General features: G+C 72.5%; 13 protein-coding genes. 7 read left to right on the forward strand and 6 right to left on the reverse strand.

From position 1 onward, the window contains the following. Window positions 1–55 precede the first annotated feature (55 nt). The gene (locus AS97_RS05120; protein WP_125758683.1) at window positions 56–1108 is read right to left on the reverse strand and encodes an enoyl-CoA hydratase/isomerase family protein; all 1053 of its coding nucleotides are present in this window, start codon (window positions 1106–1108) and stop codon (window positions 56–58) included. 178 nt (window positions 1109–1286) lie between these two features. On the opposite strand from AS97_RS05120, the gene AS97_RS05125 reads away from it, so the two are divergent. From AS97_RS05125 to AS97_RS05140, 4 genes are all read left to right on the forward strand, one after another. Further along, window positions 1287–1658, forward strand: a complete 372-nt coding sequence (locus AS97_RS05125; protein WP_059143844.1) for a VOC family protein — start codon at window positions 1287–1289, stop codon at window positions 1656–1658. A 108-nt stretch (window positions 1659–1766) separates the two neighbouring features. Then, window positions 1767–3221 carry a serine hydrolase domain-containing protein gene (locus tag AS97_RS05130; protein ID WP_059143845.1) on the forward strand — a complete coding sequence of 485 codons (1455 nt, stop codon included), beginning with the start codon at window positions 1767–1769 and terminating at the stop codon, window positions 3219–3221. 125 nt (window positions 3222–3346) lie between these two features. Continuing rightward, complete coding sequence (locus tag AS97_RS05135) at window positions 3347–4873, forward strand: FAD-dependent oxidoreductase (RefSeq protein WP_210564408.1); 1527 nt, start codon at window positions 3347–3349, stop codon at window positions 4871–4873. A 152-nt stretch (window positions 4874–5025) separates the two neighbouring features. Further along, window positions 5026–5274: a DUF5133 domain-containing protein gene (locus AS97_RS05140; RefSeq protein ID WP_059143846.1), complete on the forward strand. Its 249-nt coding sequence runs from the start codon at window positions 5026–5028 to the stop codon at window positions 5272–5274. Between the two features lie 40 nt (window positions 5275–5314). Here the strand turns inward: AS97_RS05140 and AS97_RS05145 are convergent, their stop codons facing one another. Beyond that, a complete protein-coding gene (locus AS97_RS05145; protein ID WP_210564409.1) occupies window positions 5315–6217 on the reverse strand; it encodes a DUF1396 domain-containing protein in 903 nt (300 codons plus the stop codon). Between the two features lie 241 nt (window positions 6218–6458). On the opposite strand from AS97_RS05145, the gene AS97_RS05150 reads away from it, so the two are divergent. Next, a complete protein-coding gene (locus AS97_RS05150; protein WP_210564410.1) occupies window positions 6459–8918 on the forward strand; it encodes a SpoIIE family protein phosphatase in 2460 nt (819 codons plus the stop codon). 158 nt (window positions 8919–9076) lie between these two features. After that, the gene (locus AS97_RS05155; protein WP_125761399.1) at window positions 9077–10381 is read left to right on the forward strand and encodes a GAF domain-containing protein; all 1305 of its coding nucleotides are present in this window, start codon (window positions 9077–9079) and stop codon (window positions 10379–10381) included. 94 nt (window positions 10382–10475) lie between these two features. On the opposite strand, the gene aspA is transcribed toward AS97_RS05155, so the two are convergent. The 4 genes from aspA to AS97_RS05175 form a co-directional block, all read right to left on the reverse strand. Beyond that, on the reverse strand, window positions 10476–11882 hold the full coding sequence (gene aspA, locus AS97_RS05160; protein ID WP_210564411.1) for an aspartate ammonia-lyase: 1407 nt from the start codon (window positions 11880–11882) through the stop codon (window positions 10476–10478). A 41-nt stretch (window positions 11883–11923) separates the two neighbouring features. Beyond that, window positions 11924–12958 carry an asparaginase gene (locus tag AS97_RS05165; RefSeq protein WP_210567141.1) on the reverse strand — a complete coding sequence of 345 codons (1035 nt, stop codon included), beginning with the start codon at window positions 12956–12958 and terminating at the stop codon, window positions 11924–11926. Window positions 12959–13105: 147 nt separating this feature from the next. Then, window positions 13106–14545: an amino acid permease gene (locus AS97_RS05170; protein WP_210564412.1), complete on the reverse strand. Its 1440-nt coding sequence runs from the start codon at window positions 14543–14545 to the stop codon at window positions 13106–13108. Then, entirely contained in the window at window positions 14542–15297 is a 756-nt protein-coding gene (locus AS97_RS05175; protein ID WP_079059333.1) for a FadR/GntR family transcriptional regulator, read from the reverse strand. The genes AS97_RS05170 and AS97_RS05175 overlap by 4 nt, the downstream gene beginning before the upstream one ends. 183 nt (window positions 15298–15480) lie before the next feature. On the opposite strand from AS97_RS05175, the gene AS97_RS05180 reads away from it, so the two are divergent. Further along, on the forward strand, window positions 15481–16494 hold the full coding sequence (locus AS97_RS05180) for a sugar ABC transporter substrate-binding protein (protein ID WP_210564413.1): 1014 nt from the start codon (window positions 15481–15483) through the stop codon (window positions 16492–16494). The last annotated feature ends 106 nt before the right edge of the window (window positions 16495–16600 follow it).

Genomic DNA, 16600 nt, shown 5'->3' on the forward strand with positions numbered 1-16600 from the left:
GGACTCGCCCTTCGGCGCCGACAGGGCATCCGTCGGCGCCGACAGGGGCATCCGGCTACGGGGCGTCGGCGAGGCGGAGCTCACCGTCGGCGGGCGGTGCGAAGAAGCCGGCCACCTCCGCGTCGGTGACCTCGGCGAGAGCGGCCGGGGTCCAGCGGGGGCGGCGGTCCTTGTCGATCACCTGGGCGCGGACGCCCTCGACGAAGTCCGGGCAGGACAGGGCCGCGCACGAGACGCGGTACTCCTGCTCCATGACGTGCTCCAGGGAGTCGAGCGCCCGGGCCCGGCGCACGGCGGCCAGCGTGACCTTCAGCGCCGTGGGCGACTTGGCGAGAAGGGTCTCGGCGGTCTCCTTGGCGGCCGGTTCCCCGACGGCCATCAGCCGGTCCACGATCTCCTCGACGGTGTCCGCCGCGTAGCAGTGGTCGATCCACTCCCGCTGGTGGTCCAGGGTCCCGGCCGAGGCCTCGGCCGCGTACCGGGGAAGGACATCCGCCACCGGGTCCGCGGCCAGGTCCCGGGTCAGCGCGGGCAGCAGCTCGGAGGGGACGACATGGTCGGCCAGCCCGCAGCGCAGCGCGTCGGCTGCGCCCACCGACGCTCCCGTGAGCGCCAGATGCGTGCCCAGTTCGCCCGGTGCGCGGGACAGCAGATAGGTGCCGCCGACGTCCGGTACGAAGCCGATCGTGGTCTCGGGCATGGCCACCCGAGAGCGCTCGGTGACGATCCGCACGCTGCCATGGGCCGAGACCCCGACGCCCCCGCCCATCACGATGCCGTCCATCAGGGCCACATACGGCTTGGGGTAGCGGGCGATCCGGGCGTTGAGCGTGTACTCGTCGCGCCAGAACGCCCTCGAGGCCGCGCCGCCGCCCGAGGTCACATCCCGATGGATCATGCGGATGTCGCCGCCCGCGCACAGCCCGCGCTCCCCCGCCCCGTCGATCACCACGGCCTGGACGGCCGGGTCCCGCTCCCAGGCGGTGAGGGCCCCGGCGATCCGGGTGACCATCGGATGGGTCAGTGCGTTGAGGGCGCGGGGCCGGTTGAGGGTGAGATGTCCGGCGCGGCCCTCGGTGCGCGTCAGCACGGCGTCGTCGTCGTTCACGGAGTCGGTCAAAGAGTCGGTCACGGAGTCGGTCACGCGGTCGGTCACGGAGTCGCTCACGGGGTGTTCGGTCCTTCCGGCGTCTGGTGCGTTCGCGGATCACCACCGATCCGTCACCACCGATCCTCTCAACGCGCCATCGGCCCGGGACAGCCGCGCCCTCTGCTTGACTGGTCACATGCTGTCGATCGGTTCCGTGGTAGTGGGAGTCTCGGACGTCCGGCGCGCGGCGGCGTTCTGGACGCGGGCCCTGGGATACGTCCCGCGTGGGGAGATCGAGGACGACTGGGTGGTGCTGGTGCCGCCGGACGGGCGCGCCGGGACCGGCCTGTCGCTCGGCCGCAGCGATACCCCGGTCCAGGGGCGCCCACGGGTCCATCTGGATCTCTACGCGCGGAACGCGGCCGATCAGGCCGCCGAGGTCGAACGGCTGGTGTCGCTCGGCGCCCGGCGGGTCCGCTGGGAGCTGTATCCGCCGGACGCCGATTTCATCGTCCTGGCCGACCCGGACGGAAACCGCTTCTGCGTCATCGACACCGGCCGCGGCTGAGACCCGCTCCCCGCACCGCGAGCGCCGCGGCACAAAACGCGCTGGACACCCGCCGCCTTGCCGGGAAAGGTGGGCGCGGCCCATCACTGACCCCCGAGGACCCGTCTGATGACTGCTCATCCGCTGCCCACCAGCACCCCCGCCGCCGAGGGCGTGGACGCGCGGGGCGTCCACGCCTTCCTCGACGCCGTCGAGGGCGCGCCGGACATCGAGCCGCACAGTGTGATGATCCTGCGCCATGGCCGGCTCATCGCCTCCGGCTGGTGGGCGCCGTACACCGCCGAGCGGCCGCATCTGCTCTACTCCCTCAGCAAGAGCTTCACCTCCACGGCGGCGGGGCTGGCCGCCGCCGAGGGGCTGCTGAACCTCGACGATCCCGTGATCTCGTACTTCCCCGAGTTCGAGGCGGAGATCACCGACCCGGGCAGCCGCGCCATGCTCGTCCGCCATGTCGCGTCCATGGCCAGCGGACATGCCGAGGAAACCGTGGAGCGGGCGTTCGGCGGCGACCCGGAGGAGCCTGTGCGCGGCTTCCTGAGGATTCCGCCGGATCACGCGCCCGGCACCGCCTTCGCCTACAACCAGCCCGCCACGTACACGCTCGCCGCCATCGTCCAGCGGGTGACCGGGCAGTCGCTGACGGAGTATCTGCGGCCGCGTCTCTTCGATCCGCTGGGCATCGGCGACACGGCCTGGCTGCAGGTGCCGGCCGGGCGTGACCTGGGCTTCAGCGGGCTGTTCGCCGCCACCGACGCGATCGCCCGGCTGGGGCTGCTGTATCTGCGGGGCGGCGCGTGGGAGGGCGAGCGGCTGCTTCCGGAGTCCTGGGTCGCCGAGGCGACGCGGGAGCACATCGCGACCGAGGAGGCCATGGCCAATGGCTCGGGGCCGGACTGGCGGCGGGGATACGGATTCCAGTTCTGGATGTCCCGGCACGGGTACCGGGGCGACGGGGCGTTCGGGCAGTTCTGCCTGGTGCTGCCCGAGCATGACGTGGTGATCGCCACGACGGCGGAGACGGAGCGGATGCAGGCCGTTCTGGACGCGGTGTGGGAGCATCTGCTGCCCGCGTTCGGCGAGGCGCCGCTCACCGGCCGCGAGGACGAGGACGCCGCGCTGGAGCGGCGGCTGTCCCGGCTCGCCCTGCCGCCCCTCGCGGCGAAGCCCGCGCCGCTCACGGACCCCGGCGCCTGGTCGGGCGCGGAGTTCGGCCCCGCGGGCGGCGCCTGCGCGGATCAGCCGACTCTGACGGGGGTCACCGTGGCCGAGGACGGCTCCGGCGGGTGGACCGTCTCGCTGGCCGAGGAGGCGTCCCGGCTGGACCTCGGGTTCGACGGCGCGGGGTGGCGGGTTCACGACGGGCCGCGGGCGACCGTCCCCACGGCGGTGAGCGGGGGCTGGACGGACCCGGACACCCTGACCGTGGACGTGGCGTTCCTGGAGACCCCGCATCATCTGGTGGTCACCTGCTCCCTCGCGGACCGCCTCTTCACCGCCCGGTGGCGCACCGTTCCGCTGCACCGGGCCCCGCTGCACGTCATGCGCGCTCCGAGGCCGCGTTGACGCGTTCCGCCGCCTGAAAGGGTGGGGCCCTGGTCCGGGGCAGCCCCGGGGATGGGCCAAGGCCCCCTTGCGGGCGGGCTCCGGTCCGCCCGCTTCAGTCGATCGGCGGCGGGCACTCGGGGATGATGAATGACCTTCCTGGTGTGCCCGAGTCGTACTGGCTGGACACCGCACCGCCCGGCACCCCCCACCCGGCCCTGACCTCGGACCTGGAGGTCGATGTCGCCGTCGTCGGCGCGGGCATCGCGGGGCTGAGCACCGCATGGGAGCTGACCCGCGCCGGGCACCGGGTGGCGGTGCTGGAGGCGGATCGGATCGCCGCGGGGGTCACCGGCCACACCACCGCCAAGCTCACGGCGCTGCACGGGCTCATCTACGACCGGCTGCGGCGCACCCGCGGCCCCGAGGGCGCACGGATGTACGCACGGTCGCAGTCCGACGCCGTCGAGCGGGCGGTGGCGATCACGGCCGAGCTCGGTATCGACTGCGATCTGGAGAACGTCCCGGCCTTCACCTACACCGAGGACCCGGCGCGCACGGACACCATCCGCGCCGAGGTGGACGCCGCCTACGAGGCGGGGCTGCCCGCCTCGTATGTGACGGAGACCGGGCTGCCCTATCCGGTCGCGGGCGCGATCCGGGTCGAGGGAGGGGCGCAGTTCCATCCGCGCGGCTACCTCCTCGCGCTCGCCGAGGATCTGCGCGCCCACGGCGGGCGGATCCACGAGCACACCCGCGCCACCGGCCTGGTCGAGGGCTCCCCCTGCCGGGTCACCACCCAGAGCGGGGCGGTGGTGACGGCCGGGGAGGTGGTGATCGCCACCCACTACCCGGTGTTCGACCGGGCGCTGCTGTTCACCCGGCTCTCGCCGCGTCGCGAACTCGTCGTGGCCGCGCCCCTCCCCGCCGAACAGGACCCCCGGGGCGCGTACATCACCCCGGAGCATCACACCCGGTCGGTGCGCACCGCGCCGTACGGCGACGGGAAGCGGCTGCTGATCGTGACCGGGGAGTCCTTCACACCCGGCACCGGGGACACCCCGGAGCGCTTCGAGCGGCTGGCCGACTGGACCCGGGAGCGCTTCCCCGGTGTGGAGATCACCTACCGCTGGGCCGCCCAGGACATCGACCCCACCGACAGCGTGCCGATGGTCGGCCCCTTCCACCCCGGCGCGCGCCACACCTACGTCGCGACGGGCTTCGCCGGCTGGGGCCTGAGCGGCGGCATCATGGCGGGCCGGCTGCTCACGGCGCTCATCGGCGGTGAGCGACCGCCGTGGGCCGGGCTGTACGACCCCCGGCGGCTGCGGACCGCGCTGCGCGAGGCCCCGGCGCTGCTCGGCCACCAGCTCCAGGTCGGGCGGCATTTCGTCGGCGACCGGCTGGGCGCCCCGCAGGCCGCCTCGGTCGACCGGATCGCCCCGGGCACCGGGGCCCTGGTCCGCGTGAACGGGCGGCACTGCGCCGTCTACCGGGACGAGGACGGCACGGCCCACGCGCTCGCGGCCCGCTGCACCCATCTGGGCTGCCGCGTCGCGTTCAACGCCGCCGAGCGGACCTGGGAGTGCCCCTGCCACGGCTCCCGCTTCGGAACCGATGGCCAGGTGCTCCAGGGCCCGGCCAACCGGCCCCTGGAACAGCGCGACATCTGACCCCCGCCTGCCCCCGCGCGACGCCTGAACTCCGCGCCGCCCGGCCCCCGCGGCATCCCCCGGCGACGCCTGAGGGAAAGACGCACATGGCCTCGGGCCATGGGGGTATACGCGCTGGCGTCCCCCCCTCCGGCTGAGAAAGGACCACTGCCGTGCTGATGGCCCACCCGGTCGTACTTCAGAACCTCATCGAGCAGTACGAGACGCTGCGCATGCTGCACGCCGAATCGGGCGGCACCGAGGTACGACAGCGGATGGACGACCTCGCCTACACCCTGTGCGTCTCCACCGGGACGCGGGATGTGGACGCCGCCCTCATCGCCGCCCGGCACCAGCTGCCCGGCGCCCGCGTGGAGGACGACTCGGCCCTCACGGCCGGGGCGGGCACAGCGGGCGGCTGAGCCCGCCGCGCCGCCCACCGTGGAGGCGCCACCGGCCGGATCAGCCCTCGGCCCCCTGAGCCAGCCCGGCGAGGTCCATGGTCTGGTTCGCGGGCGGCGCCTTCACCGTGACCGGCTCATTGAGGCCGGAGAAGGTGATGGTCATGTCGAGCGGGCCCTTGTCCCCCTCGCCACGCATGCGGAACCGCTTGGTGTGGCCGTCCCGGTCGATCCACATGTCCATGGACAGCCGGTCGACCCCCATCTTCTCGTACTCCTTGAGGTTCTTCTCGCGGCGCTCGCGGGTCGCCGCGTCCTCGTCCTTGAGGCTCTCGCGCATCTGGGGAACGGTGATGGTGCCCCGGTAGTGCGTCGTGCGCACCCCGTCGATGGTCTCCTCGCCGACCCGCTTCACATCGTCGGCGCCGGAGAGGAAGGCCGAGTCGTCGGCCGGGTTCTTTTCGGCCTGGCGGGAGAGCGAACCGCCGCCCAGCGCGCCGGTCGCCTTCTCGCCCAGGACCGAGAGGTCCAGCTTGAGCCAGCTCTTCCCGTTCAGCTCGCCGGCGGCCTCCTTGCCCCCGTCGAGGTACATCGCCCCGTCCACCAGCCGGATCTCCACCGCCGCGTCGGCGCCCTGGCCGAGTGCGCGCATCGTCATCCGGACCGCGACGGGCTTGGTGCTCATCGCCGCCTCGCCCTCGATCCGCCCGTCCTCGGGGGTGCGCCCGGTCATCCGGTAGCGGAACGAGGTGAGCTTCTCGCTCTTCTTCGCGGCCGCCCGCACGGCCGCCGCCGGGGCCATCCGCACCTGCTCCGAGGACTTCTCCCCCGCCGTGCCCTCCGGCTTCCCGTCCGCCCCGGACGAACCGCAGCCGACCGCACCGCCGCAGAGCAGCACGGCGGCGAGCACGGCACCGGCCGCGCGAGCGCCTCTGCCATGTCCCCCATATACGACCATGGCCATATATCCCACCCCTTGCAGAACTTCTGTTCGTTTCTCTGTGATCCGGGACAGTACCAGCAGCGGGTGACAGCCGACTCCCGACGGTCATGCGCACACCGCGCAGCGTGTGCCGACCCCTCTCGGCGTGGGCATACTTGAAGGCGCGACGATTGGTTCACTCTCCGCCAAGGGCGCCACGGTGGAGCCGCCACCTCGTACACGCGCTCATGGCGGACGACCCGGGCAAGGGTGAGATGACACCATGACGCGACCGGACAGCCCGCGGGACGAACGGTCCGTCCGGTCGGACGTTCTCCCCGGCAAGGGGGCCACCGCCAAGGCCACGGTCGACGGGCACGGCATCGTCACCCAGTGGAACGAGGCGGCCCGCGGGCTGCTCGGTTACCTCCCGGCCGAGATCGTGGGCCGGCCGGCGGCCGATCTGCTCCATGACGCCTCGCCCGCCCGCGCCGAGGTGTCGGCCGCGCTGTGCTCCCCCTCCCCGCCCACCCGGCTGAACGGGCGGGCCACCCTGCTGCGCCGCGATGGCTCCACCGTGGAGCTGGGGCTGCTGGCACACCGCCGTGCCTCGACCGCCGGGCCCCCCGAGTGGCTGGTCGTCTCCGCCATTCCGCGCCCCGTGCACGCCGTCGAGGACGAGGAGCTGATGCGGCGTGCCCTCCTGCAGGGGCCCTGCACGATGGCGGTCTACGACTCCGGGCTACGGCTGCACTGGGCCAATGACGACCTGCGGCAGGTGCTGGGCCTGGACCACGAGGAGATGCGCGGGCTGCGGCTTCCGGAACTCCTGCCCGGCCCCGACACCGAGGCGGCCGAGCGGACGATGCGGCGGGTGCTGGAGACGGGCGAGCAGCGGGAGCTGGATCTGACCACGCCCATACCCGGGCACCCCCGCCCCCTCACCTGGTCCATCGACATCGCCCCGCTGCTCGACGACGAGGGCCGGGTGGCGGGCGTGATCCTGTCCGCTCATGACATGACCGGCCCGCGGACCGCCCGGCAGCGGCTGACGCTGCTCAACGAGGCCAGCGTCCGGATCGGCAGCACGCTGGACATCGACCGGACCGCGCAGGAACTGGCCGAGGTGGCCGCCCCGGCGCTCGCCGACTTCGTGACGGTCGATCTGCTGCCCACCGTGCACGACGGGGGCGAACCGCGCCCCGGCTCGCCGGGCGACCATGTGCTGCTGCGCCGGGTCGCCGCCCAGTCGGTCTTCCCGGGCTGCCCGGAGGCCGTGCTGCGGCCGGGGCAGGTGGCCGCCTACCCCGACCTCTCCCCCACGGCCGAGTGCCTGAAGGCGGAGCGGGGGCTGCTGCGCCAGGGGATCGACCCCGCCGTCGCCCGGTGGGCCGACGGGGACCCGGCCCGGGCCGCCGTGGTCCGCCGGTTCGGGTTCCATTCGACGATGGCCGTTCCCCTGCGGGCGCGCGGCATCACCCTCGGCGTGGCCAACTTCTCCCGGCACCGCCGCCCCGAACCCTTCGAGGAGGACGATCTGCTGCTCGCCGAGGAGATGACGGCCAGGGCCGCCGTCTGTGTCGACAACGCCCGGCGGTACACCCATGAGCGGCACACCGCGCTGGCCCTGCAGCGCAGTCTGCTGCCGCGCACTCTGCCCCCGAGCGCCGCGGTGGAGCTCGCGTCCAGCTATCGGCCGGCCGCCTCCCGGTCCGGGGTGGGCGGCGACTGGTTCGACGTCATCCGGCTGGCGGGCGCGCGGGTCGCCCTGGTCGTCGGCGATGTGGTGGGCCATGGCGTCCGGGCGTCGGCGGCCATGGGGCGGCTGCGGACGGCGGTGCGCACCCTCGCCGACGTCGATCTGCCCCCCGATGAGCTGCTCACTCATCTGGACGATCTGATCAACCATCTCACCGCCGAGTCGGAGAGCGGCGCCGGCGATCCGGACGCGGCGGAGGCGGCCTACGCACAGGTCGGCGCCACCTGTCTGTACGCGGTCTACGACCCGGTCTCCCGCCGCTGCTCCCTGGCCCGAGCCGGGCATCCGCCACCCGTGCTGGTCACGCCCGACGGCACCGCCACCCTCCTCGACCTGCCCGGCGGACCACCGCTGGGGCTGGGCAGCCTGCCGTTCGAGGCGGTCGACCTCGAACTGCCGGAGGGCAGTCTGCTGGCCCTCTACACCGACGGTCTGATCGAGACCCGCTGCCAGGACGTCGACAAGGCGATCGACACGCTGCGCCGCACGCTCGCCCGGCCCGCCGACTCGCTGGACGGCCTGTGCCGAACGGTGCTGGCGAAGCTGCTTCCGGGCCATCCCGCCGACGACGTCGCCCTGCTCCTGGCCCGCACCCGGGGGCTGGGCGCGGACCAGGTGGCCACCTGGGAGCTGCCGGACGACCCCGCCGTGGTGGCCCGGGCCCGCCGGGACGCCGCCGAGCGGCTGGCCGCATGGGGCTTCGAAGAGGCCGCCTTCACCATGGAGTTGGTCGTCAGCGAGTTGGTCACCAACGCCATCCGGCACGCCACGCCGCCCATCAGGCTGCGCCTGATCCACGACCGGACGCTGATCTGCGAGGTCTCCGACAGCAGCAGCACCTCACCGCATCTGCGCCGGGCCCGCGCCTTCGACGAGGGCGGCCGCGGGCTGCTGCTGGTGGCCCAGCTGACCGAGAGCTGGGGCACCCGGCAGACCGCCACCAGCAAGACCATCTGGGCCGAGCTGGCCGTGCCGACGCCGTAGGAGCGTCGTGTACGGAGGTCCTTCAGGGGCCCATGGCCCAAGGCCGCACGACGGCCGCCGCCACCGGTCGGCTTCACGGCAGCAGCTCCCGCCGCACGGCTTCACTACAATCGCGGAGCAACGAAGCCCCGCTCAGCAGAGGCTGAAGGCTGCCATCCATGTGTTCCCAGCACCCACGCGACGCCGGTCCCCTGGCCGCGCTGAGCCCCGCCGAATCGGCCCGTCTCATGGCGGTGATCCGCGAGGCGGCGCTGAGCCGGGGACGGCTTCCGCTGCCCGCCCGCCCCATCATCGGCGCCTCCTGGGAGCGGATGCTGCGCCTGGGCCTCGACCCGGACCGCGGCCGTCCCCCGCGGCCGCTGGGTTTGGACGAGCTGGAGCTGCGGAGGCGGCAGACCCGGCTGGCCGAGGTGCTGCCCACCCTGCACAACGGGCTGCTGGAGGCTGCGGAGGCGGCAGGGCACATCATGATCATCGCTGATGCGGAGGGCCGGATCCTGTGGCTCGACGGCCATCGGGGCGTCCGCCGGAAGGCCGACGGCATCGCGCTCGTGGAGGGTTCGCACTGGGCCGAGGACGTCGCCGGGACCAGCGGAATCGGCACCGCGCTGGCCGTGAAGACCCCCGTACGGGTGCACTCGGCGGAGCATTTCGTGAGCGCCTTCCACACCTGGAGCTGTGCCGCCGCCCCCGTCCACGACCCGCGGGACGGACGGCTGCTGGGCGTCATCGACGTCAGCGGCCCCGCCGGGACCGCCCATCCGACGGTGCTCTCCCTGGTCACCGCGACCGCCCGGTGGGCCGAGGGCGAACTGCGCCTCGCCCACAGCCGGGATCTGGAGGGTCTGCGCGCCGTCGCCGCCCCGCTCCTGGCGCGGATCCGCGGCAAGGCCGTCGTGGTCGATCATCACGGCTGGATCGCCGGGGTCACCGGGGTGACCCCGCGCGAGCGCCGGCTGTTGCTGCCGAAGGCGCCGTACGACGGACCGGTCTGGCTGCCGGCGCTCGGCGCGTGCGCGGTGGAGCCGCTGCCCGGCGGCCATCTGCTGCGGGTGCTGGACGGCGAGAGCGCCGAGGAGGGCGGTCCGGCCGGCTGGGGCGACCTGCTGCTGGACGTACGCCATCCGCACCGCTGGACCCTGACCTTCTCGGGCCCGCCGGGCGCCTGGACGCATGAACTCAGCGCCCGCCAGGCCGAGGTGCTGCTGCTGCTCGCCGCGCACCCCGAGGGGCGTACGGCCGCGCAGCTGGCCGAGGACCTGTTCGGGGACCCGACGCGGACGGTGACCGTACGGGCCGCGATGTCCCGGCTGCGCGGGCGCATCGGGGCGGTGCTGGCGCACCGCCCCTACCGGATCGCCGACTGCGTCCGCATCGACGTGGCGAGCCCGGACCACCCCGCCGAGCTGCTCCCCTTCAGCTCGGCCCCGGCCATCATGCGGCTACGCCGCCCCCCTCTTTGAGGCTCGTTCGCCTCCGGGGCGCAAAAGTCTCCCCCAGCTACCGCTGGGAGGTGCCCCGGCCAGAACCCCCAAGCGCCCGGAGGCGAACCGGGCCTCAAAGAGAAGGACTCCCCGCGATCTCCTCCGGGCGCAGCACCTGGGCCAGCCGGTCGGCCGGCAGCAGGCCCTTCTCCAGGACGAGTTCGGCCACGCCGCGACCCGTGGCCAGCGCCTCCTTGGCGATGCTGGTGGCCGCGTTGTAGCCGATGTACGGGTTGAGCGCGGTGACCAGGCCGATGGAGTTCTCCACGGAGGTGCGCAGCCGCTCGGTGTTGGCGGTGATGCCCGCGACGCACCGCTCGGCCAGCACCAGGCAGGCCGCGCGCAGATGGGTGACGCTCTCGGAGAGGGAGTGCAGGATGATCGGCTCGAAGGCGTTGAGCTGGAGCTGTCCGGCCTCGGCGGCCATCGTGATGGCGACGTCGTTGCCGATCACCTCGAAGGCGACCTGGTTGACCACCTCGGGGATCACCGGGTTGACCTTGCCGGGCATGATGCTGGAACCGGCCTGCACCGGGGGCAGGTTGATCTCGTTGAACCCGGCCCGCGGGCCCGAGGAGAGCAGCCGCAGGTCGTTGCAGCTCTTGGAGAGCTTGACGGCGATGCGCTTGAGGACGCCCGACAGATGGACGAAGGCGCCGCAGTCCTGCGTGGCCTCGACCAGGTTGGCGGCGGTGACCAGCGGCAGTCCGGTGATGGCCTCGAGGTGGTGGCGGGCGGCTTCCGCGTAGCCCTTGGGGGCGTTGAGGCCGGTGCCGATGGCGGTCGCGCCGAGGTTGATCTCGTGCACCAAAGTGGCGGCCTCCAGCAGCCGGCTCTGGTCCTCCTCCAGCATCACGGCGTACGCCGAGAACTCCTGGCCCAGCGTCATGGGCACCGCGTCCTGCAGCTGGGTGCGCCCCATCTTGAGGACGTCGCGGAACTCCTCGGCCTTGGCGGCGAACGCCTGGCGCAGCGTCTCCATGGCCGCGTGCAGCTCACGGACGGCGATGATCGTGGAGACCTTGACGGCGGTCGGGTAGACGTCGTTGGTGGACTGGCTGAGGTTGACGTCCTCGTTGGGGTGGAGGTGGGCGTAGTCGCCCTTCTTCTGGCCGAGGAGCTCCAGCGCCCGGTTGGCGATCACCTCGTTGGCGTTCATATTGGTCGAGGTCCCGGCGCCGCCCTGGATCACATCGACGGTGAACTGGTCGTGCAGGGCGCCCCGGCGTATCTCCTGGCAGGCGGCCGCGATGGCGTCGGCCTTGGCGGAGGTGAGCAGCCCCAGGTCCTCATTGGCGCGGGCGGCGGCCTCCTTGACCGCGGCCAGGGCGCTGATCAGGTGCGGATAGGCGGAGATGGGGGTGCCGGTGATGGGGAAGTTCTCGCCGGCGCGCAGGGTGTGGATGCCCCAGTAGGCGTCGGCGGGGACGTCGCGGTCGCCGAGCAGGTCGTGTTCGCGGCGATGGCCGGTGGCAGTCATGGCGTGCGGTCTTCCTTGGTTCCTCGGGGAGGGCGGGAGGGTCAGGCGGCGGGCGGGGCGAGGGCGTCGGTGGGGTGCACACCGCCGACGGTGACTCCGCCGCCGTACACCGGCGTGGTGGCGAATTCGGTGAGGACACCGGGGTCGATCCCGCAGTGGGCGAGGGCCGCGGCGGTCACCGGCATCCGGGCGCGGTCCGCGCCGTCTGCGATCTTCACGGCGACGGCCCGGCCGTCGGGCAGCGCCGCGATCTGTACGCCCTCGAAGCCGTCCTTGGCGATCAGGCCCGGTACGGCGCGCATCAGGCGGGCCACGTCGCGGTCGGGGCCGGATGCCGTGTCCGGGTGGGCGCGCAGGGCTGCCGCGACCCGGCCCTCGGGGGTGTCCATGGCGCCCGAGGCGATCCGGGCGGCGGCCGTCGCGAGCCCGCGCAGCGAGACGGAGAACAGCGGCGCTCCGCAGCCGTCGACCGAGATCTGGGCGACGCGCTGTCCGGTGAGGTCCTCCACGGTCTCGGCGATCAGGCGCTGCAGCGGATGGGCCGGGTCGAGGTAGTCCGCCAGCGGCCAGCCGCGCAGCTGGGCGGTGAGCAGCATCGCGGCGTGCTTGCCGGAGCAGTTCTGGGCGAGCCGGGTGGGCTGGCCGCCGTCCCGCAGCCAGGCGTCGCGCTCGGCGGCGCCGTACGGCAGGTCGGGGACGTTGCGCAGATCGGCCTCGGTGAGCCCGGCCTGGTCGAGGATGCGGCGCGCGCCGTCCAGATGGCGCCGCAGGCCGGAGTGGCTGGCGGCGGTGAGCGACAGCAGCTCCCCGTCCAGCGGCAGCCCGGCCCGCAGCAGGGCGGCGGCCTGGACGGGCTTGAGCGCGGAGCGCGGGTAGAAGGCCACATCGATGTCGCCGGCCTGGAACGCGACCCGGCCGTCGGCGGCCAGGACGACGACAGAGCCGTGGTGGACGCCCTCGATGACCCCGCCGCGTACGACATGGGCGAGCGGCACATGGCGGGGTTCGCGGAGGGCGGGGGGCTCGGCCGGGGTGCGGCGGGTCGCGTCGAGGGTCCGTCCGAGGGGGGTGTTCATGGTGGTGCTCTCGTGCTCGGGGGTGTTCACGGGGTGGGATTACTCCAGGAGGTGGTGGAGGGGCAGGGCGGCCGAGGGGTGGCCCCGGCCGCGCGGAGAAACGATTCCTCAGTGGGGATTCGACAGCGGGGGTTCACCGGCGCGGGCTCAGCGGGGGTCCTTCATCCGGCCGCGGGACGCGAACCAGCCGATGACCAGCGCCGCCAGGATCGCCGGAAGCGCCATCACGGTGAGTCGGCTGGGTCCGCCGTCCGCCCACATCAGGACGAGGACGGAGGCCAGGAAGCCCAGGGTGACGATCTCGGTGTACGGGGAGCCGGGAAGCCGGTAGCCGGGGCGGGTGAGCTGACCGGCCTGGGCACGCCGCCAGAACAGCAGATGACAGAGCATGATCACGGCCCAGGTCGAGAGGATGCCGATCGCGGCGAAGTTGAGCACGATCTCGAACGCCTTGTCCGGCACCACATAGTTCAGGCCCACGCCCAGCACACAGAAGAAGGCAGTGAGCAGGATGCCTCCGTAGGGCACCTGGGTACGGCTCATGGCGCCGGTGAACTTGGGCGCGGAGCCGGACATCGCCATCGAGCGCAGGATCCGGCCGGTGGAGTAGAGACCGGAGTTGAGGCTGGACATCGCGGCGGTGAGCACGACGAGGTTCATCACGCCGCCGGCCGCCGGGACACCGATCTTGGACAGCACGGTGACGAACGGGCTCTGGTCGCCCGAATAGGAGTCGGAGGGCAGCAGCATCGAGAGCAGCACCACGGAGCCGACGTAGAACAGGCCCACGCGCCACATGATGGAGTTGATCGCCTTGGGCATGATCTTCTCGGGGTTCTCGGTCTCACCGGCGGCCACGCCGACCAGCTCCACGGAGGCGTAGGCGAAGACGACGCCCTGGATGACCAGCAGCATCGGCAGCACACCGTGCGGGAAGACGCCGCCGTGGTCGGTGATCAGGCTGGGCCCGGTGCTGGTGCCGGCCACCTGCTCGCGGGTGACCAGCAGGAAGATGCCGATCGCCATGAAGACGACGAGCGCGCCGACCTTGATGATCGCGAACCAGAACTCCAGCTCACCGAAGATCTTCACCGAGATCAGGTTGACCGTGAGCACCACGGCGAGCGCGATCAGGGCGATCACCCATTGGGGGATCTCGGTGAACATCCCCCAGTAGTGGGTGTAGGTCGCCACGGCCGTGATGTCGGCGACCCCGGTGGTGGCCCAGTTGAGGAAGTACATCCAGCCCGCGACGAAGGCGCCCTTCTCGCCGAGGAACTCACGGGCGTAGGAGACGAACGCCCCGGAGGACGGCCGGTGCAGCACCAGCTCGCCCAGGGCCCGCACCACCAGGAAGGCGAAGATGCCGCAGACCGCGTACGCCACGGCCAGTGACGGCCCGGCGTCCTTGAGCCGCCCGCCGGCGCCGAGGAAGAGGCCGGTGCCGATGGCGCCGCCGATGGCGATCATGTTGACATGCCGGGCCTTGAGGGACTTGCTGTAACCGGCGTCGCCCGCGTCCACATGCGCGGGGGGCCCGGCCTGCTGCTGTTGGCGGTCTTCTTGCCGGAGGGACTGCTCGCTCACGCCTGCTGTCCGCCTTCCGTCGGTACTGTCGTCCGGTCGTCCGCCGTGGCGGGCCGCACGATGGAGGTCAGGGTGGTCTCCACGCGTTCGAGGTGGTGGGTCATCGCTTCCACCGCGTCGTGCTCGGACCCGTCGGCGAGCGCCTCGACGATCGCCCGGTGTTCTCGGTTCGACTGCTCACGGCGGCCGCCGAGCTCGTTGAGAAATGCCGACTGCCGGGCCAGGGCATCGCGGATCTCCTCGATGACCCGACGGAAGACCGGGTTCCGGGCCGCCTGGGCGACGGCGAGATGGAACAGCGTGTCCATCGCCACCCATGCGGTGGTGTCGGTCTCCCGCTCCATCCGCTCGAGCAGATGGGACAGATGGTCGAGGTCCTCGGCGGAGCGGCGCAGCGCCGCGTAGCCCGCCACCGGGATCTCGACGTGCCGGCGCACCTCCAGGAGGTCACTTGCGGCGTAGTCGCCGAAGGTGGGATCCTCCACCGGCCCGCCGGAGATGACGAAGGTGCCCTTGCCGGTGCGTGAGGCGGTCAGCCCCATGGTCTGCAGGGCCCGCAGGGCCTCGCGGAGCACCGGTCGGCTGACCTCCAGGCGACGGCACAGCTCCGCCTCGGAGGGGAGTTTGTCCCCCACCGCGTATTCGCCGCGCTCGATCGCCTCGCGGAGGTGGGTGAGGACCGCTTCCATCGCACTGATGCGGCGAGGGACGTCGGACCCTGAACCACCTGTCTGGCTGTCTGACAAGTTCACGCGGCGATCCTCAGGCGTACACCAGAGGGTTGTCAAGGGCCGGCTTTCCCCTCCCCGCCGACCGTTCTGTGTTGATATGAGGTATTCATCCCGGATGCCGAAGACCGTCGAGCCCGCGGCCGACGACCAGGGCGCGGCGTCCCAGGCCGTTCCACCGAGCCGGATTCAGGAGCCGAGAGCACCATGCGCCACCGCCTCACCACCGCCACCGCGGCCCTTCTCCTGCTGTGTGCCCCCGCCGCCGCGGGCTGCGGCGGCGGGGCGGACCCGGGCCGGGTCGGCGTGGTGCTGCCGCTGCTGACCTCACCCTTCTGGGAGGCGTACAACCAGGACATCCCGAAGCAGGCCGCCAAGGCGGGCGTACGGATCCTGCCGACGGTCAACTCCAATGACCAACCGGGCAAACAGATCACCGATATCAACAATCTGCTGGCCCAGGAGGTCAAGGGCCTGGTCCTCACGCCGGTCGACTCGGCCGCCATCGGCCCCGGCCTGAACGCCGCCCAGCGCGCCCATGTGCCGGTGGTCGCCGTCGATGTGGCCCCGGACCGGGGCAAGGTCGCCATCGTGGTACGGGCCGACAACCGCGCGTACGGCGTCAAGGCGTGCCGGAGCCTCGGCGGCGCCGTGCGGCGGGGCACGGTGGTGCAGATCCAGGGCGATCTGGCCTCGATCAACGGCCGGGACCGCACGGTCGGCTTCGACCGCTGCATGGCGCGGCACTACCCGGACATCAAGGTCCTGGACATCCCGGCGGCCTGGCAGGCGGAGCGGGCGGCAGCCGGTCTGGAGGCCCTCTACAGCGCCCACCCCGACATCAAGGGCATCTACCTCCAGGCCGGCGGCGTCTATCTGGCCCCCACCCTGCGCACCCTCCAGAGCCACCATGCCCTGGTCCCGGTTGGCCGCCGCGGCCACATCAGCATCGTCTCCAACGACGGGATCCCGCAGGAGCTGACCGCGATCCGCGAGGGTCTCATCGACGCCACCGTCTCCCAGCCGGCGAACCTCTACGCCGCCTACGCCATGCGCTACATCAAGCAGGCCATGGCCGAGAGACCCTTCAAGGTGGGGCCGACCCGCCACGACAGCACGATCGTCCGGCTGCCCGGCGGCAATCTGGAGGATCAGCTGCCCGCCCCGCTGGTGACCCGGGCCAATGTCGACAGCCGCTCCCTGTGGGGCAACCAGGTGTGACCGAAGAGCCGCCGGCGCCGGCCGAGGCCCGTGGGATCAGCGCACTCGTCGTCGCACGGCTCACCACCAGGGAGTCCAGGAGTCATAGTATTAAGGGAAATGTATC

Source organism: Streptomyces sp. AgN23 (assembly GCF_001598115.1).
Lineage (GTDB): Bacteria > Actinomycetota > Actinomycetes > Streptomycetales > Streptomycetaceae > Streptomyces > Streptomyces antimycoticus.